General features: G+C 62.6%; 19 protein-coding genes and 2 pseudogenes. 15 read left to right on the top strand and 6 right to left on the bottom strand.

Annotated elements, in window-relative coordinates; all coding sequences use genetic code 11:
- Positions 1 to 238: 238 nt before the first annotated feature.
- The 9 genes and pseudogenes from HBJ59_RS14395 to HBJ59_RS32045 all read left to right on the top strand — a co-directional run.
- On the top strand, positions 239 to 832 hold the full coding sequence (locus tag HBJ59_RS14395) for a transposase (RefSeq protein WP_167663962.1): 594 nt from the start codon (positions 239 to 241) through the stop codon (positions 830 to 832).
- A gap of 113 nt (positions 833 to 945) precedes the next feature.
- Complete coding sequence (locus HBJ59_RS14390) at positions 946 to 2,490, top strand: ShlB/FhaC/HecB family hemolysin secretion/activation protein (protein ID WP_372241477.1); 1,545 nt, start codon at positions 946 to 948, stop codon at positions 2,488 to 2,490.
- 24 nt (positions 2,491 to 2,514) lie between these two features.
- Positions 2,515 to 4,314, top strand: a complete 1,800-nt coding sequence (locus tag HBJ59_RS14385) for a DUF2341 domain-containing protein (RefSeq protein WP_167663925.1) — start codon at positions 2,515 to 2,517, stop codon at positions 4,312 to 4,314.
- Positions 4,315 to 4,325: 11 nt separating this feature from the next.
- Positions 4,326 to 4,751, top strand: coding sequence for a biopolymer transporter ExbD (locus HBJ59_RS14380; protein ID WP_003211540.1), 426 nt, complete (start codon positions 4,326 to 4,328; stop codon positions 4,749 to 4,751).
- Positions 4,752 to 4,754: 3 nt separating this feature from the next.
- Positions 4,755 to 5,462 (top strand): energy transducer TonB, encoded by a 708-nt coding sequence (locus HBJ59_RS14375; RefSeq protein ID WP_167663924.1) that lies wholly within the window; start codon positions 4,755 to 4,757, stop codon positions 5,460 to 5,462.
- Positions 5,463 to 5,503: 41 nt separating this feature from the next.
- Entirely contained in the window at positions 5,504 to 7,204 is a 1,701-nt protein-coding gene (locus HBJ59_RS14370) for a putative porin (RefSeq protein ID WP_076016349.1), read from the top strand.
- 17 nt (positions 7,205 to 7,221) lie between these two features.
- Positions 7,222 to 7,848: a coiled-coil domain-containing protein 22 gene (locus HBJ59_RS14365; protein ID WP_167663923.1), complete on the top strand. Its 627-nt coding sequence runs from the start codon at positions 7,222 to 7,224 to the stop codon at positions 7,846 to 7,848.
- 20 nt (positions 7,849 to 7,868) lie between these two features.
- Positions 7,869 to 8,357, top strand: a complete 489-nt coding sequence (locus HBJ59_RS14360) for a YbjN domain-containing protein (RefSeq protein ID WP_076016347.1) — start codon at positions 7,869 to 7,871, stop codon at positions 8,355 to 8,357.
- A gap of 374 nt (positions 8,358 to 8,731) precedes the next feature.
- Positions 8,732 to 9,151 (top strand): annotated as a pseudogene (locus HBJ59_RS32045) (peptidylprolyl isomerase); the annotation flags it as partial.
- Here the strand turns inward: HBJ59_RS32045 and HBJ59_RS32040 are convergent.
- Positions 9,092 to 9,343: pseudogene (locus HBJ59_RS32040) on the bottom strand (hypothetical protein); the annotation flags it as partial. The pseudogenes HBJ59_RS32045 and HBJ59_RS32040 overlap by 60 nt on opposite strands.
- Here HBJ59_RS32040 and HBJ59_RS14350 point away from each other — a divergent pair.
- On the top strand, positions 9,342 to 10,319 hold the full coding sequence (locus HBJ59_RS14350; protein WP_167663921.1) for a LysR family transcriptional regulator: 978 nt from the start codon (positions 9,342 to 9,344) through the stop codon (positions 10,317 to 10,319). The pseudogene HBJ59_RS32040 and the gene HBJ59_RS14350 overlap by 2 nt on opposite strands.
- Before the next feature lie 856 nt (positions 10,320 to 11,175).
- Here the strand turns inward: HBJ59_RS14350 and potE are convergent.
- Entirely contained in the window at positions 11,176 to 12,492 is a 1,317-nt protein-coding gene (gene potE / locus HBJ59_RS14345; RefSeq protein ID WP_167663920.1) for a putrescine-ornithine antiporter, read from the bottom strand.
- Between the two features lie 49 nt (positions 12,493 to 12,541).
- Positions 12,542 to 13,438, bottom strand: coding sequence for an AraC family transcriptional regulator (locus HBJ59_RS14340; protein ID WP_178124268.1), 897 nt, complete (start codon positions 13,436 to 13,438; stop codon positions 12,542 to 12,544).
- Between the two features lie 139 nt (positions 13,439 to 13,577).
- On the opposite strand from HBJ59_RS14340, the gene HBJ59_RS14335 reads away from it, so the two are divergent.
- From HBJ59_RS14335 to HBJ59_RS14325, 3 genes are read left to right on the top strand one after another with little or no spacing between them, the layout of a single operon-like run.
- Positions 13,578 to 14,321 (top strand): SDR family NAD(P)-dependent oxidoreductase, encoded by a 744-nt coding sequence (locus HBJ59_RS14335; protein ID WP_167663919.1) that lies wholly within the window; start codon positions 13,578 to 13,580, stop codon positions 14,319 to 14,321.
- Between the two features lie 16 nt (positions 14,322 to 14,337).
- The gene (locus HBJ59_RS14330; protein WP_167663918.1) at positions 14,338 to 14,739 is read left to right on the top strand and encodes a VOC family protein; all 402 of its coding nucleotides are present in this window, start codon (positions 14,338 to 14,340) and stop codon (positions 14,737 to 14,739) included.
- On the top strand, positions 14,736 to 15,713 hold the full coding sequence (locus tag HBJ59_RS14325) for a trans-acting enoyl reductase family protein (RefSeq protein WP_167663917.1): 978 nt from the start codon (positions 14,736 to 14,738) through the stop codon (positions 15,711 to 15,713). Before HBJ59_RS14330 ends, HBJ59_RS14325 begins: the two co-directional genes overlap by 4 nt.
- A gap of 19 nt (positions 15,714 to 15,732) precedes the next feature.
- On the opposite strand, the gene HBJ59_RS14320 is transcribed toward HBJ59_RS14325, so the two are convergent.
- The gene (locus tag HBJ59_RS14320; protein ID WP_167663916.1) at positions 15,733 to 16,602 is read right to left on the bottom strand and encodes an AraC family transcriptional regulator; all 870 of its coding nucleotides are present in this window, start codon (positions 16,600 to 16,602) and stop codon (positions 15,733 to 15,735) included.
- A gap of 147 nt (positions 16,603 to 16,749) precedes the next feature.
- Here HBJ59_RS14320 and HBJ59_RS14315 point away from each other — a divergent pair, with 147 nt between their 5' ends.
- Positions 16,750 to 17,499, top strand: a complete 750-nt coding sequence (locus HBJ59_RS14315; RefSeq protein ID WP_167663915.1) for an SDR family NAD(P)-dependent oxidoreductase — start codon at positions 16,750 to 16,752, stop codon at positions 17,497 to 17,499.
- A gap of 15 nt (positions 17,500 to 17,514) precedes the next feature.
- Here the strand turns inward: HBJ59_RS14315 and HBJ59_RS14310 are convergent, their stop codons facing one another.
- Positions 17,515 to 17,943, bottom strand: coding sequence for a hypothetical protein (locus HBJ59_RS14310; RefSeq protein WP_167663914.1), 429 nt, complete (start codon positions 17,941 to 17,943; stop codon positions 17,515 to 17,517).
- A 161-nt stretch (positions 17,944 to 18,104) separates the two neighbouring features.
- Between HBJ59_RS14310 and HBJ59_RS14305 the strand changes: the two genes are divergently transcribed.
- Positions 18,105 to 19,106: an ABC transporter substrate-binding protein gene (locus tag HBJ59_RS14305; RefSeq protein ID WP_167663913.1), complete on the top strand. Its 1,002-nt coding sequence runs from the start codon at positions 18,105 to 18,107 to the stop codon at positions 19,104 to 19,106.
- Positions 19,107 to 19,266: 160 nt separating this feature from the next.
- On the opposite strand, the gene HBJ59_RS14300 is transcribed toward HBJ59_RS14305, so the two are convergent.
- Positions 19,267 to 20,055 (bottom strand): helix-turn-helix domain-containing protein, encoded by a 789-nt coding sequence (locus HBJ59_RS14300; protein ID WP_088425796.1) that lies wholly within the window; start codon positions 20,053 to 20,055, stop codon positions 19,267 to 19,269.
- Positions 20,056 to 20,135: the final 80 nt, after the last annotated feature.

Raw genomic sequence — 20,135 nt, 5'->3', positions numbered from 1 at the left:
TGGTTACTTTTGGGCTCCTTTCAAAAGTGACCCGCTGTAAGAGCGGAACCAATAGTAGCCGTAACAAAACCAACGGATATACCCCCAACCCCCCCCCCCGCCCAAAAAAGAAGCTTTTATGACAAAAGTTCGGTAGCCCCCGGTGCCCCCAGTCTTGGCTATGTAACGCGCTCAACACCGCCAAACAGGCGATTTCAGAGCCGCAAGCAGGATGCCAGGAGTGGGGCGAATGGGAACTATGGAACGTTACTCGAAAGTCGGCATGCAGGAGCTCGACCAGCGCCTGTCAAAGATCGTCGAAGCCGCACGCAAAAAACCGGTCTCGGTCTACCGCTATGGCGCACCGTGGGTATGGATCGTCTCCCAGGACGACTGGCAAGGCGCCCTCAAGGAAGTCTCCAGCTATATCCCCGCCGGCCATTCACTGGTCCTGCTGCGCCCGCAGATCGACGAAATCCTCGACCACCACCGCGACCTGCTTCAGGCCGAACCCGGCACCCAGATCGCCCCCCAGACCGTATTGCAGATCCTGCTGCTGCAACTCCTGTACTCAGTCCCCAACGAACAGCAACTGCACGAACAACTCAACTACAACCTGCTGTTCCGCTGGTTCGTCGGCCTTGACCTGAACCAGAAAGTCTGGGGCATCAACCTCCTGCAACGCGACATCGCCACGTTCCTGAATAACCCGCAGGCGGTGCAGTTGATCCAGAAAATCATCGGTGAAGTGTTCTGTGGCGCCTTGCTGCACATGCCGGAGTTCTCCCTGAACTTCGCCCTGCTGCACACCTGGCTCGCCCGGCACGGCAACACCTCGATATCCAGCAATTGAACAGGCCAAACGCCGGGCAAACGGCGACGGCATTCATCTTGAGTAAACCAGGGGGCGGTGTGGAGCATCTGTTCAAATCAACGCTGGCGCTGTGCTGGCTGACGCTGGGCGCACTGGCGCAACCCGTGCAGGCCGAAGAGCAGGGCGCACAGCCCGAAACTCCGGCGCGGCTGGTGGACGTCAACGAGTACTTCGTGCGCGGCAATACCGTGCTCGATGCCCGCGCCATCGAAGAGGCGGTGTACCCGTTCCTCGGCCCGCAAAAGACCCTCGCCGACATCGAAGGCGCCCGGGATGCCTTGCAGAAGATCTATCAGGAACGCGGCTACCAGTCAGTGTTCGTCGAGCTGCCGGAGCAGAAGGTCGATGACGGTATCGTCTACCTGCAAGTCAGCGAAACCAAGGTCGGCCGCGTCCGCGTGGTAGTCGCCAAGCACTATTCACCGGTGGAAATCCGCGAGGAAGTGCCGGGCCTGAAGGAGGGCGCAGTCCCGGATTTCGCCAGCGTGCAAACCCAACTCGCCGGCCTCAATCGTGGTGTCGGGCGCCAGGTCACGCCGTTGGTACGCGAAGGCCAGCGCCCGGGCACCATGGACGTTGACCTGCAGGTGGAAGACCAGAACCCCTGGCACGCCAGCCTCGGCCTGAACAACGACTACAGCGCCGACACCAAGGAACTGCGCAGCGTTGCCACCCTTGGTTACGACAACCTCTGGCAACTGGGCCACAGCATTTCCATGACCTACTTCACCGCGCCCCAGGACAGCGATAACGCCAAGGTCTGGTCTGGCTCCTACACCGCGCCGTTGAGTGATCGCTGGAGCCTGCAATTTTCCGGTTATCAGTCCGACAGCAACATCGCCACCATCGGCGGCAGCAACGTGTTGGGCAAGGGCCATTCCTACGGTGTATCGGCGATCTACAGCCTGCCGGCCAGCGGCAACTGGGCCAACTCGTTCTCGGCCGGTGTGGACTTCAAGGACTTCAAGGAACAGATGAAGTTCGGCGGCAGCACGGACGATATCCCGCTCAAGTACGCCCCGCTGACCTTCGGCTACAACGGCTACCGCTACACCGAGCAGTCGCAGTTGGGGCTGGGCTTGAGCCTGGTGGTGGGCACCCGTGCGTTTTTCGGCTACGGCAGCGACGCCGAAGAGTTCCAGTACAAACGCGACCAGGCCAGCCCGAGCTTTGCGGTGCTCAAGGGCGACCTGAATTACACCTACACCTTCGGCAATGACTGGCAGTCGGCGTCCAAGGCCGGTTTCCAGTTGGCTTCGGGGCCGCTGGTATCCAACGAGCAATATTCCGCCGGCGGCGCCACGTCGGTACGCGGTTATCTCGCCGCCGAGCGCACCGGTGATGAAGGTTACCTGCTGTCCCAGGAGCTGCGTACGCCGTCCCTGGCCAAGTTCCTCGGCAGTTACGTGCAGGAGTGGCGCTTCTACGCGTTTGCCGAAGGCGCACGCCTGCGCCTGCATGACCCGCTGCCCGAGCAGGAAGACGAATACAGCCTGGCCAGTGTCGGCCTGGGCACCCGCGCCAGTTTGAGCAAGTGGTTGTCCGGCAGCCTGGATTGGGGCTACCCGCTGCTCGACGGCCCAAACACACAGAAACAGGACTCGCGACTGCACTTCAGTGTGCAGGCGACTTTCTGACCCTTTTTTTCGGAGACTGCTGACATGCAACGCCTATTTCTGAGCCTGTTGATCTGCCTGGGCTTCGCGCTCCCGGCCACCGCCCATGCCTGGTGGCAGGACGATTGGCACTACCGTAAACAGATCACGGTGGACACCACCTCCCAGGGCGCGGCCATCAGCCAGGCCTTGGGCCGCACCGCGTTGCTGGTGCGCCTGCACACCGGCAATTTCACCTTTGACGGGGTCAAGGACGACGGCGCCGACCTGCGCTTTGTCAGCGCCGATGACAAGACCGTGTTCAACCACCAGATCGAAAGTTTCGACCCGCTGATGGGCATGGCGCTGATCTGGGTGGATGTACCCAAGGTCGAAGGCGGCCAGCGCCAGGACCTGTGGATGTACTACGGCAACCAGAAGGCTCCGGCCACCGCCAACGGCCAACTGACCTTCGACCCGAATTACACCGCGCTCTACCACTTCGACGGCGCCAACGGCACGCCGCCCCGGGACACCACGGCCTACGGCAACACCGCCGTGAACGCCACCGGTGCGAGCATCGACGGGGTGATCGGCCGCGCGCTGCAGTTCAGTGGCCAGCCGTTGCTGCTGCCGGCGAGCCCGTCGCTGCAACACGCAGCGGGCGGTGCGTTTACCTTCAGCGCCTGGCTGCGCCTGGACCAGGCCGGCGGCGAGCAACTGGTCATGGCCCGTCGCGAGGGCACCCATAGCCTGTTGCTGGGCTTGAACCAGGGCATGCCGTTTATTGAAATCGACGGCCAGCGCGCCGTCTCGACCCAGCCGCTGAACCCGGGCCAATGGCAGCACCTGGCATTCACCGCCGAGGGCGACAAGGTCTCGCTGTACGTCAATGGCCGCGAGACCGCGACCCTTGCAGTGGCAATGCCGGCGTTCAATTCGCAACTGGCGATCGGCGCCGATTTGCCGGAGGCGGCCAGCGGTCACCTGCCGTTTACCGGCGCCATGGACGAGCTGCGCCTGTCCAAGGTGGCGCGCCCGGCAGCTCTGTTACTGGCCGATGCCACAGCCCAGGGCGCCGAGTCGAAACTGGTGGCGTACGGCGTGGATGAAGAACAGTCGGGCTTCGGTTTCGGCAGCCTGGGCTTCCTGCTCAAGGCCGTGCCGGTGGACGCCTGGGTGATCATCCTGGTGCTGGTGGGGATGATGTTTCAGTCGTGGTTCATCATGATTCGCAAGAACCGCCAGGTCAGCCGCGTGAGTGCCGCCAACGATATCTTCCGTGAGCAATTCGCGCAGATCGGTACGCGCCTGGAGATGTACTACGACGACGCGTTGCTGGCTGAGCGCCTGACCCATTCCTCGCTGTGGCGCCTGTACCGGGTGGCGGTCAAGGAAATCCGTACCCGCCGCGCCCAGGGCGCCGACACCTCGTCGGTCTCGGCAGCCACCATCGAAGCCATCCGCTGCTCCATGGACGGCGTGCGCACCCGGGAAAACCAGCAACTCGGCGCCAAGCTGTCGACCCTGTCCAACGCGATTGCCGGTGGCCCGTATATCGGCCTGCTCGGCACGGTGCTGGGGATCATGGTGGTGTTCCTCGGCACGGCGATGGCCGGTGACGTGAACATCAACGCCATCGCCCCGGGCATGGCGGCGGCCTTGCTGGCCACGGCCATGGGCCTGTTTGTCGCGATCCCGGCACTGTTTGGCTACAACCGCCTGATTACCCGCAACAAGGAAGTCAGCGCCGACATGCGCGTGTTCGTCGACGAGTTCATCACCCGCCTGGCGGAGATGCATGGCGAGAGCCAGCACAGCGAAGCGGCGCACCGTCGCGACCACCACGCCCACGTCCCGGCCTGAGGAGAATCAGCATGGCTTCCGTGAATGCCTCCCACGACGATGACGATGACGCACCCGTCGACAGCATCAACATCACGCCCCTGGTGGACGTGCTGATGGTGGTGTTGGTGATGTTTATCCTCACCGCCACCGCCCAGGTCTCGGGGATCCAGATCCACCTGCCCAAGGCCAGCGCTTCGGTGTCGTTGTCCGAGGCCAAGACCAAGGCCATCTCGGTGAACGATGGTGGCCAGGTGTTTCTCGACGCTTACCCGGTGACCTTGCCGGAGCTGGAGGAACGCCTGCGCATCGAGAAAGCGCTGAACCCGGACTTCCCGGTAATCGTGCGCGGCGACGCCATGGTGCAGTACCAGAAGGTCATCGAAGTGCTCGACTTGTTGCGTCGCCTGGAGCTGTCCCAGGTCGGGCTGGTCACCGGCAAACCGAGCCAGGGCTGAGCCATGACCGCACAGATGCCGATCACGCCGACGCCGCTCAAGAACAAGCCGCCGTTGCGCCCGCTGAAGTGGGGCGTTGGCCTGCTGCTGGCGGCCGTGGCTGCCTGGTTTCTCTGGCAGTGGGCCAATGACATGAGTGGCGTGCGCCGTGAAGCGCCCAAGGTGCCGACGATTATTCCGTTGCCGCCACCGCCACCACCGCCGCCGGAAAAACCCAAGGAGCCGGAGCCCGAGGTGCAGGAGAAAGTCCCCGAGCCGGAGCCCACCCCAACCCCCGACGAGGTCAAGCCCGAGGAAGAAGCGCCGCCTTCACCGGCGGACGACCTGGCCAACCCGATGCAGATCGACGGCGACGCGCAGTCCGGCAATGACGGTTTCAACATCGGTGCCGGCAAGGGCGGCGGCATGGCCGGTTCTGGCGGTGGCGGCCTGGGTACCGGGACGTTCAAGCAGTACCTGGCCGGGGTGTTCCAGCGCCTGCTGCGGGAAGACCCGGAGTTGCGCAAGAAGGCCTACACGGTGCAGGCCGATCTGTGGCTGAGCGCCGACGGCGAGGTGACCCGCGTGGAGCTGGCCAAGTCCAGCGGCGACGCCGAGACCGACGACCAGGTGCTGGCCGCGTTGCGCGCCACACCGCGCCTGAAGGAACGCGCACCCGCGTCATTGACCCTGCCGGTACGCCTGTCCCTCAAGGGCCGGCGCCCGGATTGATCGAACCCTTTTTTGCAGTTTTCTACAGGAGTTGTGTGCAGATGATTTCCCACGTGAATCGATTGACCCTGGCGGTCGGCATGGTCATTGCGACCCTGGTCGGCCAGGCGACGGCAGCCACGGCCGCGCCTTCGGAAAACGCCACGATCAACCTGATCCGCCTGCTGGTGCAGCAAGGTGTGCTCAAGCAGGAACAGGCCGAAGGGTTGATCGCCCAGGCTGAAAAAGAAGCACAGCAGGCACGCCAGGGCAGTACCGCCACGGCGGTAGCGGCAGGCCCTGCGGCGGCCCCCGGCGATGTGCGGGTGCAGTACGTGCCGGCAGCGGTGCGCGACCAGATTCGCGACCAGGTCAAGGCCGAGGTCATGGCCACCGCCAAGCAGGAAAACTGGGCCCAGCCCAACACCTTTCCGGACTGGGTCTCGCGTATCAGTTTCGACGGCGACATCCGCCTGCGGGATGAGTCGCGCTACTTCTCGGGTAACAACAGCAACGAAATCGTCGACTACGCCAAGCTCAATCAAAACGGGCCCTACGACGTCAACAAGAACACCAACACCCAACTGCCGCCGTTGCTCAACACCCGCGAAGACCGCGAAAACCTGTTCCGCCTGCGCGCCCGCCTGGGCATGAAGGCCGTGATCTCGCCGGAATGGACCGCCGGCATTCGCCTCGGTACCGGCAACGACAATAACCCGGTGTCCACCACCCAAACCCTGGGCGGCGGCTTTGGCAAGAAAGACATCTGGCTCGACCAGGGTTACCTCACCTGGAAAACCACCGACTACATGACCCTGACCGCCGGGCGCTTTGCCAACCCGTTCTACTCCACCGACATGATGTATTCCGGCGACCTCAACTTCGACGGCGTGGCGGCGATCTTCAACCACAAACTCAACAGCGACTGGGGCCTGTTCGGCACCCTCGGCGCGTTCCCGGTGGAGTACAGCCCCGATACGGCCACCACCAACGGGTTCGACAAGGACGAGAGTGAAAACAAATGGATGTTCGGCGGGCAGATCGGCGCCGACTGGAAGATCAACCGCAGCAACAGCCTGAAAGGCTCGATGGCCTACTACCACTTCGGTGACATCCAGGGCGAACGCTCCAGCCCTTGCTCGCCGTGGGCCGGCCAGCCGGCGTGCGACACCGACGGCACGCGCCTGGCCTTCATGCAGAAGGGCAACAGCCTGTTCCTGCTGCGAGACATCGCCCCCAATCCGGCGACGCCTGGCCTGACTCCGCAACCGCAATTCGTCGGCCTGGCATCCAAGTTCAACGTGCTCGACCTCAACCTGGCGTGGGACAGCGAGCTGCCGGAAGACCTCAAGCTGCGCAGCCAGACCAACTTCATCCACAACCTGGCCTACGACAAGGGCGAGATGCTCAAACGCAGCGAAGGCCAGATCGTCAACAACATCAACAGCGACGGCCAGTTCGAAAGCGGCGGCAATGCGTTGCTGGTGCAGTTCACCCTCGGCAGTGCGCTGGAGATGCGCCGCAAGGGCGACTGGAACGTGTTGGCTGGCTACAAATACATCCAGCCGGATGCCTTGCCGGACGGCTTTAACGACTCCTCGTTCCACCTTGGCGGCACCAATGCCAAGGGCTATTTCATTGGCGCCAACTACGGCCTCGACAAGAACATCTACGCCAGTGCCCGTTGGCTTAGTGCCTCCGAAGTGTATGGCGCGCCGTTTGAAGTGGATGTCATGCAACTGGAACTCAACACGCGCTTCTGATGCGCCGGAGAAAGCTCATGAACACGCGAATTTGCGTCCTGCTTTTGCTGCTCGTCACCACCGGCGCTTCGGCTGAAGGCATGGAGGAGCGCCTGCGCACCCAACTGCGCAGCACCACCCAGCAGTTGCAGGCGCTGCAAAGCGAGCAGGCCCAGGCCAGTGCCGCGCGTATCGCCGCCGAAACCCAGGCCAAGCAGGCTCAGGCGCAGATCAAGCAACTGACCGCCGAGCTGGAAAAGACCCGGGGCGTGGCTGAGCAATTGGTCGGCCAGCAACAGAACCTGCACAGCCAGGCCCAGGCCCAGGTGACCGCCAGCAACGAGCAGGTGGGCAAGTTCAAGAAAGCCTATGAAGACTTGCTGGTGATCGCCCGGGGCAAAGAAACCGAGCGGGCGCGTTTGCAGGCGCAACTCACGGAACGTGACACACAAGTGCAGCAATGTTCAGTCAAGAATCAACAGATGTACGGGGTGGCCCAGCAATTGCTGACGGCCTACGAAAAAATCGACGTGGCCGACGTGATGAGCATCCGCCAACCGTTCGCCAGCAGCACCCGGGTCAAGTTCGAGGAACTCGCCCAGGGTTTTGGTGATGGTCTATACCTTAATCGGTTCGATGCTCCACAGACCGTCACTAATCATTGATCAACAAGGAAGAGACCACTATGAGCGACGTACAACTGATCACCAGCGTGACCCCGCCATCCCTGACCGAGCTGCTGCAGGAAGCCGGCTACCGGGTCAACCAGACCGAGCAGAACGGCATCGTGCAATTGCTCAGCGCCAGCCAGGGCATCGGCTTTGCCGTGCGTTTCGGCAACCCGGCGGCAGAGCAGGGCAGCTACGTGGATTTCACCTACAGCTGCGCGTTGCGGGTGCAGGGCGAGTTGCCCGAGGGTTTGGCCCAGGTGTGGAATGCTTCCCGGCGTTTTGCCCGCTTGTCGTTGCAGGGTGAGTTCCTGCTGATGGAGATGGACGTGGTGGCCGCCGGCGTGGGCGCCCCGTACCTGCGCAACCAGCTGGAATTGTGGGACCGCCTGCTGCAGGAATTCATCGTCTACCTGCGCGAATACAGCCAGCAGGCCGCTCAGCTTCAGGCCCAGGCCGACGCCGCGCCTGCCGTCGATGCCCGTGAAGAGGCGCCTGCCCTGTGAAGAAACCAACCCTGGTGGTCGGCGCCGGCGCCCTGGTGGTGCTGGCAGTCGCGGTGGGGTTGAGCCTGCGACCGGGCAGTGACCCGGTCGCAGCCCAGCAGCCAGCGCCGGTGGCCGTGAAGGACGGGCCGGCGGTGGCGCGCCTGGGCAATCAGCAGATCGACCTGCTTGAACTCAAGTCGGTGCTGGCCGCCTTGCCGGTGGAAACCCGCGAGCAACTGCGTGGCAACCGGGGCGCCCTGGAAACCTGGCTGCGTTCACGCCTGGCGCAAAAGGCCGTGCTTGAACAGGCCGATGCCCAGGGCTGGCGCCAGCGCCCGGAAGTGGAACAGCAAACCCGCGCCGCCACCGAGCAAATCGTGTTTCGCGACTACATGTTATCGGTCAGCCAAGTGCCGGCCGATTACCCCAGTGCCGCCGAATTGCAGCAAGCCTATGACAGCGGCAAGGCGCAATGGGTGACGCCGCCGTTGTACCAGGTCAGCCAGATTTTCCTGGCCGTGACCGACCCGCAAACCGTCGACACGGTGCGGCGCCAAGCCCAGGAGTTGAGCCGCAAGGCGCAGGCTTCGCCGGGCGAGTTTACCGCCCTGGCCAGCCAATATTCCCAGGACCCCGACAGCGCCCGGCGCGGTGGCGATTCCGGGATGCAGCCATTGCAACAACTGGTGCCTGAAATGCGCAGTGTAGTGGCGCGGCTCAAGACGGGCGCGGTGTCGGAGCCGGTGCAAAGTGCCGCGGGTTTTCACGTGCTCAAGCTCACCGGGCAACAACCGGCGCGCACCGCCACACTGGATGAACTGCGGGGCCGCCTGACCGAAGCCCTGCGTGCGCAACGCCAGGAGCAAATCGCCAAGGCCTACCTGGAAGGCATGCTGAATACCGCCACCTTGAGCATCGACGGTGCCGAGCTGAACAAGGTGCTCGAGTAAAAAACGTCTCACCGCATTGGATGCACAGTACCCACAAGACAGGGAGTCTCCCATGGTATTTCTTGACCCGGCTGTACCCCACGGCACCACGCCCTATCGCGGGCTGACTGAGTCCCGCGAGGCCTGGCTGGCCCTGGCGGCCACTATCGAACCCGAGGTGGCGCAGTATTTCCTGATCAGCGCCCGCTGTGGGTGTTTCATGCAGGCGGCCCGCAGCCTGAATATCAAGGCCACGCAATTGCGCAAGCGCCTGGCGCAGTTGGAAGAGCAACTGCGGCGTTCGTTGTTCAGCTATCAGGGTAATGTTCTGGCCCTGAGTCGTGATGGGCAGCAGTTGCAGGCCCAACTGATTGCCCTGGCCCATGAACGACGGGTGCCGGTGCTGGAGCAACCGTTGATTCGGCTGGCGGTTGCGGAGTCGATCCTGCATGACATTTTGGGGCGCGACTTGATTGCGCTGCTGCGGCGCAATGCGAGTGTGCGGCTGGAGATTATTTCCATCGACAGCGAGTTGGGGTTGCAGGCGCTGGATGCGGATGTGGTGGTGTGGTTGTCGGGGATGGAGTCGCCGGGGGCTGGGCCGAGCTTTGCCATTGGGGCGCCTGAGGTGTTGGCGCGGCTGGATTATTCGCCGCATATTGCCAAGCGGTATTCGCGGTTGGCGGTGCGGCCCGACAGTATCGAGGACCTAGCGGATTATATGTTGGTGCAGTGGCAGCCGGACCGGCAGGTGGAGGCGTTGCGGCCGTGGAACAGTCTGGTGGAGCAGCGGTTGGCGGGGGTGGTGCAGGTGCAGGCGTATCCGTTGATGCTGGAGATGATTCGCTGCAGTGCGTGTATTGGGTTGTTGCCGCGGTATATGAGTTGTTTTGATCGTGGGTTGACGGCGTTGGATGGGGTGTTTTTGGAGGGGATGCAGCGGCAGGTTTGGATGGGGGTGAGTGCTGAGGTGCGGCATCCGCAGGAGGTGGGGTGGGTGGTGGAGATGATTCGGAATACGTTTCTTGAGCGGGGGGAGTGGTTTGATTGATTGATGGGGTACATATCCGTTGCTGCGGTAACGGCCGCTTAGGGTTCCGCTCTTACAGCGGGTCACTTTTGGCAAACGCCCGGAATGCCGGCCCAGCCAAAAGTAACCAAAAGGTCTTTGCTCCACCACTCGGTGCCTCGCCTGGGCTCGGCATGCCCGCACTCCGGCCCGATTCCGCGGGCCGCCGCGACGGGCCATCCATGGCCCGGCGCGGCTAAATCGGCTTCCCTGCCGATTTACCCGCTCCACCGTGCCTGCTTGCGGCCATCGTGGTTAACGGGGCGCCTAAGATCAAGATCACAAGCAGATCAAAAGCAAGAGCACAGCGGCCTACAGGCCGGCTTGAGTGTGGTGAAGCAGAGGCAAGATCCAGAGCGAAAGCAGGGCTGCTTTTCTGTAGGAGCGAGCTTGCTCGCGAAAAACCTGAGACCGCCGCGTTGAATCAGGATGCCCGCGTCATCGTTAACGACCTTCGCGAGCAAGCCCGCTCCCACATTTGGACCGTGCCCGCTTTAGCTTCTGATTTTGCTGTTGCTTCACCACACTCAAGCCGGCCTGTAGGCCGCTGTGCTCTTGATCTGCTTTTGATCTTGATCTCAGGCGCCCCGTTAAACCACGCTGGCCGAACGTAGGCAGTACGGAGCGGGTAAACCGGCAGGACGCCGGTTTAGCCGCGACGGGGCAGGGACGCCCCGTCGCGGCGGCCCGCGTAGTAATGCCGGAGTGCGGGCACACCGAGCCCAAGCGAGGTGCCGAGTGGTGGGGCAAGAGCCTTTTGGTTACTTTTGGGCTCTTTTCAAAAGTGACCCGCTGTAAGAGCGGAACCAATCTAAGCCATCACCCAATTAACGGATATTCACCCACCACCGGCCGTGATAAACCGCCGCGCCAAAAACCCATACAGCAGATACCCAAACGCCAACACCAGCGTCGCACCAAACACCGCCTCCTCACCACACGCATAAATCGCATACAGCGAATACCCCACGGCAATCAGCAACACCGTGGTATTGCGCGCATACACCACCGCCGCCACCCGTGCCTTGTGCATTATCACCAGCAACCCGCTCAGCGCAGTGACGTAAGGAATCAAATTGGTCACCACCGCCAGGTTCACCAGCTTGCCGAACTGGGCGCTGGCGGTGGGCGAGATGGTCGACAAGGCAATCAGGCTCTGCAACGCCGCACAGGCAATCAGCCCCCACACGGGGGCCTGGGCGCGGCTCACCCGGCTGAAGAACCGCGGAAACATACGCTGGTCCGCCGACATCTTGGCCGTTTGCGCCAGGGTGAACTGCCAGCCCAGCAGCGAACCAATGCACGCCACCACCGCCAGCGCCATGATGATGTCGCCCACCAGCGGCGTGAAAATCTGCGCATACACCAGGGCAAACGGCGCAGAAGACTCTGCGAGTTCAGCATTGGGCACGATGCCCTGGATCACCGTGGTCGACAGCACATACACCAGCGCCGCGCCGAGGGTGCCGAGCAGGCAGGCCAGCGGCACGGTGCGCTTGGGATCTTCCACCGCGTCATAGCCCTGGGCAGCGGACTCCATGCCGAGGAACGCCCAGAGGGTCAGCGGGATACTCGCGCCAATCGCATCCCACAGTTGCAACTGGTTGGGGTTCCAGGCGTCGCTGAACACCTCGGCCTTGAAATAGAACCAGCCGAACACGCTCAAGCCCGCCACGGGAATGATCACGCCCCACACGGTGATCACACCGATACGGCCGGTGAGGCGCGGGCCTCCGAAGTTGGCCACGGTGGTCAGCCAGATCAGCGCGAGGGTGCCGATAAACAACGGGATCGGCCCGCTGCCCAGCCACGGGATGAAGGACGACAGATAGCCCACCGCCGAAATCGCAATCGCCACATTGGCGATGATCAGCGACAGGAAATACAGGAACGAACAGAGGAAGAACCCCGACTTGCCGTGGGCCTCTTCGGTGTAGGCCGACATGCCGCCGGTGCGGGTGCAGAAGAGGCCGCACTGGGCAAAGCAGTACGCGATCGCCATCGAGCCCACGGCGGTGATCAGCCACGACAACAGCGAGATCGCGCCCAACTGCGCCATGCTGGCGGGCAGCATGATGATGCCCGAGCCCATCATGTTGATCGCCACCAAGGTGGTCAGGCCCATCAGGCTCATCTTTTTGCTTGGCTCGGCCATCGGCAACTCCTTGTCGTGGGGCGTGGGATGGCAGGCTAGCACGTTGTTGTCAGTTCGCCTTCGGGCCCCGGTTTTCCCCCAGGATTCGCGCCGCATCCCGCGCCGGTGGCAGGCCGAATACCCGAGCGTAATCGCGGCTGAACTGGGTGGCGCTTTCATAGCCGACTTCGAAGGCGGCACTGGTGACGTTTTTGGCGCTGGCCACCATCAACGTGCGGGCCTGCAGCAAGCGCACGCGTTTTTGATACTGCAACGGGCTCAGGTTGGTGACGGCCTTGAAGTGCCGGTGGAAGGCCGACACGCTCATCGCGGCTTTCTGCGCCAGGGCTTCTACCCGGATCGGTTCGGCGAAGTCCCGGCGAATCCACTGGATCGCCTGGCTCACCCGGGCCATGGCGGTGTCCGGCGCGGCTATTTCACGCAGCATCCAGCCGTGGGGGCCTTGCAGTACGCGGTAGAGAATCTCGCGCTCGTAAACCGGCGCGAGGGCGGCGATTGCCTCGGGGTTGCCCATCAGCCGCAGCATGCGCAGCCAGGCGTCTATCAACTCCGGGGTGACGGCAGCCACGGAAAAGCCGGCATCGTGGTCGTAGCGCCCGGCAGGTTCGGGCAAGTCGCTCAGTAGCGTCGCGAGCACCGTCGGGTCCAGTGTCAGGCTGACCGCCAGGTAGGGTTCACCGGTCGCCGCCGGGTGCACGGTGCCCACCGCAGGCAGCTCGATGGACATCACGAAATACGTCGCCGGGTCGTACCGCAGGGTGCGGTCGCCCACGGTCATGGATTTGCTGCCCTGCAGGATCAGGTTGATCATCGGGTCATACACGGCGGCCAGCATATGCTCGGGAATCGCGCCCTGGACCATGGCCACCCGCGGGATACCCGTTTCAGTGCGGCGGTTTTCGGCCTTGGCGGCCAAGGCACGCAGTTCGATCAGTTGTGTGTTCATGCCGGGCATGCTGAGCGCCCAGGCGTGTCATGTGCAAGCAAAAAGCAGAAACAGGCAGGTTTCGAGCAGGAACGGCTGCGGCGGATCAGGCGGACAAGCCTACTGTGGTGACTCATTTGAGCAAGCAGTGGAGCCACACATGGGCGTTATCCTTATCACCGGCGGCAGCCTTGGCATTGGTGCCAGCACTGCAGAGCTGTGTGCCCGGCAAGGCATGGGCGTGATCCTGACCTACAACCGCCATCCAGAGGCCGCACACGCAGTAGTGCAGAAGATTGAGGCGGCGGGCGGCAAGGCGCTGGCGCTGCCGTTGGATGTGGCTGACGTCAGCTCCTTCGAGGGTTTTGCCGAGGCGGTAACACGGGCGTTATCGGCGACCTGGGGTGTGAGCGGCCTGAGTGGGCTGGTGAATAACGCCGGTTATGGCCTGTTCAATCCCCTGGAATCGGTCACCGAGGCCCAGTTCGACGGCCTGCTGAATGTGCACCTCAAAGGGCCGTTTTTCCTGACTCAAACCCTGTTGCCGCTGCTGCGAGCCCACGCCTGCATCGTCAACCTCACCAGCGCCACGACTCGCGTGGCAACCGCCGGGGTCGCGCCTTACGCAGCCTTCAAGGGCGCGCTGGATGTACTCACCCGTTACATGGCCAAGGAGTTTGGCGAGCGGCAGATCCGTGCGAATGCCGTCTCTCCGGGGGCCATCCGCACCGAACTGGGCGGCGGGCTCAATGACGAGTTCGAAGCGCTGCTGGCTTCCCAAACGGCCCTTGGCCGAGTGGGCGAGCCCGAGGATGTGGCGCGCGTGATCGCCATGTTGCTGTCTGAAGAAGGCCGCTGGATCAATGCCCAGACGATCGAGGTCGCGGGCGGTTACATCATCTGAAAAGCGAGGCTACAGCATGCTGGATCATGTCTTTTTGTCGGTCAGCGATGTTCGACGTTCCATCGATTTCTACCAGGCCGCACTCACCCCGCTGGGCATCATCACGCGCCACGACTACGACGGTAAGGATGGCCCACCCGGCCATCCGGACCTCAAAGGGTTTGGCGCCAATGGGCGGATATTCTTCTGGTTGCGCGAGGGTGTGGTCGAGGGCAGGGCGGTGCATGTGGGGTTTGTCGCCAGCAGCAGGGCCGAGGTCGATGCGGCCTACCTGGCGGCAATCAATGCGGGTGCTGTCGACAACGGCGCACCGGGTGCACGTTTGCACTATGACCCGAACTACTACGCCGCCAACGTGCTGGACCCCGACGGCTACAGCCTGGAATTTGTCTACAAGAACTGGCAGCACACCCAATGAAAACCTTAATGATCTACGGCGCCACGGGCTACACCGGGCGCATGGCGGCCGAAAACGCTCAGGCACAAGGGCTGGACCTGGTGATTGCCGGGCGCAATCGCCAACGCCTGGAACCGCTGGCCGCGCAACTGGGTGCGCCGTACCGAGTATTCACCCCGGACACCCTGGGAACGGACGCCCTGGAGGGTATCGACGTGCTGTTGAATTTCGCGGGGCCGTTTGCGCAGACGGCGGGCGTGCTGATGCAGGCGTGTATCGCAGCAGGTGTCGACTACCTGGACATCACCGCCGAAATCAACGTTTACCGCTTGGCAGAGCAACTGGGCGCGCTGGCAACTGAGGCGGGCGTCATGCTGTTGCCCGGGGTGGGCTGGGACGTGGTGCCGACGGATTGCCTGGCGATGCAGGTGGCGAGTCGTGTGCAGAACCCGCAGTCGCTCAAAGTAGCCTTGCAGGTGCCCGGCTCCATGTCCCGGGGCTCGGCCTTGAGCGTGGGCGAAATCATCGGCGCGGGGATCCTGGCGCGGGTGGACGGGCAGCTCATCGCCACCCCGAATGCACAACCGTATTCCATGGATTTTGGCGATGGCCCGGTACTGTGTGCGCCGCTGTCCTTTGGTGATTTGGTGACGGCGTGGCATTCCACGGGCATCCCGAATATCGCCATGTTCGTGCACATCAGCGGCGATGCGTTTCCCGAAGGTGACCTGTCACAACTGCCCGACGGCCCCAGCCTTCAACAGCGTGAGGCCCATCGTGCCCGGGCAGTGGCAGAAGTCACAGGCGCGGATGGCCGGGTAGTGCGCTCGGTGATCGAGACCGTTAACGGCTACACCTACACCCCCTTGGCGGCGGTGGAAGCGGCACGCCGGGTGTTGGCCGGTGAACGCCAACCGGGGTTCGCAACGCCGGGGCAACTGTTGGGTAGGGAGTTTGCCGAATCCATCGCGGGCACCACGATTATTGACGTGTAAGCCAATCACCGGACCCTCGTCACCCGCCAGGCACCTTGAACCTGGCGGCATCACGCCCCGGCGGCAAGCCAAATAGCCGGGCATATTCGCGGCTGAACTGTGAGGCGCTTTCATACCCGACGCTGAATGCAATCGACGCCGCATCCTGGGTGTCGAACAGCAGCAACCAGCGTGCTCTTAGCAGGCGCAGGCGTTTCTGGTACTGAATCGGGGTCATGGCCGTAATGGCTTTGAAGTGCCGATAAAACGCCGCGACGCTCATGTCGGACATGGCTGCCAATGGCTCAACGCGAAAGGGTTGATTGAAGTGCTGGCGAATCCACTCGGTCGCGCGGCGGATCTGCGCCAGGCGGCCGTCGGGACGGGCCATGTCCAGTAACGTTGCCCGTAGAGGGCCCTGCAAGACCCGAAACAGAATTTCCCGCTCGATCATCGGCGCCAATACGGCAACTTCGTTGGGCCTATCCATCAGCCGCAGCATGCGCAGCCAGGCATCAATCAGCTCGGCGGGTGCAGGCACGGCGGCAAAGCAACTGTTGGTGGTGCGCTCGCCGGTCGCGATCTCGTCGGCCAATAGCGTGGCGATCACGTTGTGGTCCAGGGTCAGGCTCAGAGCCAGATAAGGCAGCCCCGGGGCACAAGGGTGAATCTGGCCGGTGGCGGGTACCTCGACGGGCACCACGAAATAGCTGGCGGGCCCGTAGGTTTGCTCCTGGTCGCCTATCCACAAGGTCTTCGAACCTTGCAGCACCAGGTGCAACATCGGCTGGTAGACCTGATCGGCACAGGCTTCGGCCCGCACCATCGTCACGCGCGGCAAGCCGGTGTCGGTCCATTGGTTGCCAGCACGCATGACGAGGCTGCGCAGTTCATCGAGTTGATTGTTCATGACGTTGAACATGAGGCACGCCGTCGGGCAACGCAAGCCAGGCGAGAAGAATAGGCAAGCACGGGAGAAGAACCGGCAACCGCTGCACCCGCTGCGGCCTGAATACTGTCGGCAAGCGGTATCACTTAACCTTTGGAAGGTCACACCATGAAGCTCGACGGAAAAATCGCAGTGGTTACCGGCGCCTCAAAAGGCATCGGCGCAGGGATTGCCAAGGCACTGGGCGCAGCGGGGGCTACGGTGGTAGTCAACTATTCCACCAGCAAGGCGGACGCCGATGCGGTGGTTGCGCAAATCCAGGCCAAGGGTGGCAGCGCGATGAGCGTGCGGGCCGACATGAGCCAGGCAGTCGCCGTGACGCAGCTGTTCGACACGGTCAGAAGCGAATATGGCCGCCTGGACATCCTGGTCAATAATGCCGGTGTCGCGGTGTTCCAGATGATCGAGGACTTGACCGAAGAGGCGTTCCATCGCCAGTTCAACCTCAATGTGCTGGGTTATCTTCTGGCTGCTCGGGAAGCCGTCAAGTTGTTTGGCCAAGGGGGCAGCATCATTAATATCAGTTCGATTCTCAGCACCGATCCCTACCTGGCCTCCAGCGTCTACTCGGCGACCAAAGGCGCGGTGGATACGCTGACCTTCGCCTTGGCGCGTGAACTGGGGCCGAAGGGGATCCGGGTCAATTCGATCCTGCCGGGGCATACAAACACGCCTGCCACCGACGGACATTTTGCCGGTGAGTTTGGCCAGCAGCTTATTGCGGGCACGCCGCTGGGGCGCTTTGGCGAGCCGGATGATATCGCGCCGGTTGCGGTGTTCCTGGCGTCCGACGACGCCCATTGGGTCACCGGCGAATCCATTCGCGCTTCGGGTGGGGTGCGTGGCGTGGGTTACTGATCAACGCAGGGCGGATCAGGCGGCCTGCGGCTGCATCCGCCATTCACCTTCCACATCCTTGACCAACCCACTGGCCAGAAACAGCGGTGCCACGCGTTTGTGCAGCTGCGGCTCGACAAACTCTTTCACCGTGTCCAGTGCCAGCGCGCCACTCAGCGGCAGCTCGGCCTTGGTGTAGGACAGCCAGGCCTTTTTCAGCATCAGCAGCACGTCGCTGCCGGCGGTGGAGGCGAAGCGGCGGTGGGTTTTTTTGGCGTCGAAATCGAACGTGTGCTGGAACTCGTAACCGGCCTCGCTGCCTTCGCTGGCGACGCAGCGGATACAGGTGCAGGGGCCATCGCCGAACGCGCCGCGCAGGTAGTTGTTGAAGTCCACCACGGGCCTGAGTGACAGGCGCTTGTCCACCTCGAACAGGTCCCCGGTCATTTTTTCGTCAGTGTTCAAGGTCGATTTCCTCGCAGCGGTTTTTTCAAGGGCGGGACGATACCAGCCGAAAGCGCCCGCGGGCAGTGTTTTTCGTATATCCATAGATCTCGATATTCTTTTTCGCACCGTACGCGGGTCGCTACGCTCGCAGCCCTTCTCTATGTCGCGGCAGCGTTCTCATGATAATAAAACGACCCACCCTGACCCTCCTGGCAGCAGCCGGTGTGCTCCTCAGCCTTGGTGCACACGCCGAAGGCAAAATCAGCATCGCCCAGCAATTTGGCATTGGCTACTTGATCCTCGACGTGGTTCGCGACCAGAACCTGATCGAGAAACACGGCAAGGAGCAGGGCCTGGACATCAAGGTGGAGTGGAACAGCATCTCCGGCGCCACCGCGATGAACGAGTCGCTGCTGGCTGGCGCGCTGGATGTGGTCTCGGCGGGTGTGCCGCCGATGCTGACGCTGTGGGACCGTACCAAGGGCAAGCAGAACGTCAAGGCTATTGCCTCGCTGGGGTCGATGCCCAATTACCTGCTGACCAATAACCCGGACGTGAAGACCCTCAAGGACTTCAGCGAGAAAGACCGCATCGCCGTGCCGGCGGCGGGCGTGGGCTTCCAGTCGCGCACCTTGCAGATTGAAACCGCCAAGCAATTCGGCGATGCCAACTACAAGAAGTTTGACGACATCTCCATCAGCCTGGCGCATCCGGACGCTACTGCCGCATTGATTGCCGGCGGTTCAGAGATCAACGCGCACTTTTCCAGCCCGCCGTTCCAGTACCAGGAATTGTTGAATCCCAAGGTGCACAAGGTGCTGAGTTCCTACGACATCCTCGGCGGCCCGGCCACGTTCAACGTGCTGTACACCACCGAGAAATTCCACGACGAAAACCCCAAGACCTACAAGGCGTTCTACGACGCGCTGGCCGAGGCAGAGAAGATTATCAAGGCTGACAAACCGGCAGCGGCCCAGGCATATATTCGTGTCGAGCAATCGAAGCTGCCGTTGGCGCTGGTGGAGAAGATCGTCCAGGACCCGGAAATCGACTTCACCATCGTGCCGCAGCGTACCTATATTTATGCGGAGAAATTGCAGGCGTTGGGGGTACTGAAGAACAAGGCGGGGAGTTGGAAGGATTACTTCTTTGAAGAGGCCCACGGCGGTGACGGGAGCTGACTCTATCCTGAATTGAAACGCACACAAAAATGTGGGAGCGGGCTTGCTCGCGAATGCGGTGGGTCAGCCAGCACATGTATCGACTGATCCACCGCATTCGCGAGCAAGCCCGCTCCCACAGGGGATCCCGTTCTCATTTTGGGTCTTTGTTGTCTGATGATCAGCGAAAGAACTCACCCGGTGTGGCATCGAACTGCTGGCGGAAGGCGTTGATAAAAGCCGACGTGGACTCATAGCCGCAGGCCAATGCCACATCCGTCACCCGTTCACCTTGTTCCAGGGCGGGCAGGGCGCTCAACAATCGCAGGCGCTGGCGCCACGCGCGGAAGGTCAGGCCGGTGTCGCTCAGGAACAGCCGGCTGAGGGTTTTTTCGCTCACCGCCAGTTTCTGGCTCCATTGCCCCAGGGTGGTTTGCTGCTCGGGGTGCAGGTTCAGGCTGCGGTAAATCTGCCGTAACCGGCTGTCGGCCGGCAGCGGCAACATCAGGTCGACCTGGGGGGCGGCGGCCAACTGGTCCAGCACAACCTGGGCCAGCCGCCCATCCGGGCCGTCCTCGGCATATTCAACCGGCAATTCACTGAAGCTGCGAATCAACTCCCGCAACAGGCTGCTCACCGCCAGCACCTGGCAGCGCTCGGCCGCCCAGCCGGTGACGCTGCAATCCAGGTACAAGCTGCGCATCTCGGTATGGGGCGAACTGAACACCCGGTGCGGCATGCCGGCCGGGATCCACACGGCCCGCTGGGGTGGCGCGACGAAGCGTCCTGCACTGGTCTGGATCTCCAGCACCCCGGAAATCGCGTAGGACAACTGCACCCACGGGTGACTGTGACGGCGGGTCAGTGCGCGGTTGGGCAGGGATTCGGTGCGGCCATACACCGGCCTCGGCAGGCTGGAAAGCCCGGGCACGCTGCGGCGCACGGTTTTGTCATGTCCTTTAGGCGGCATTTACTGGCTCATTGGCGTTAGTCGGTAACAAGCCGTTACGTTAGAGTCGCGACGATGCTCTTGGCAACCCCCGGAAGATT

The sequence above is a fragment of the Pseudomonas sp. AN3A02 genome, from assembly GCF_011765255.1.
In the GTDB taxonomy this organism is placed as follows: Bacteria; Pseudomonadota; Gammaproteobacteria; order Pseudomonadales; family Pseudomonadaceae; genus Aquipseudomonas.
The sequence above is the reverse complement of the archived record's forward strand: the minus strand, read 5'-3'. Positions and strand labels throughout refer to the sequence as shown.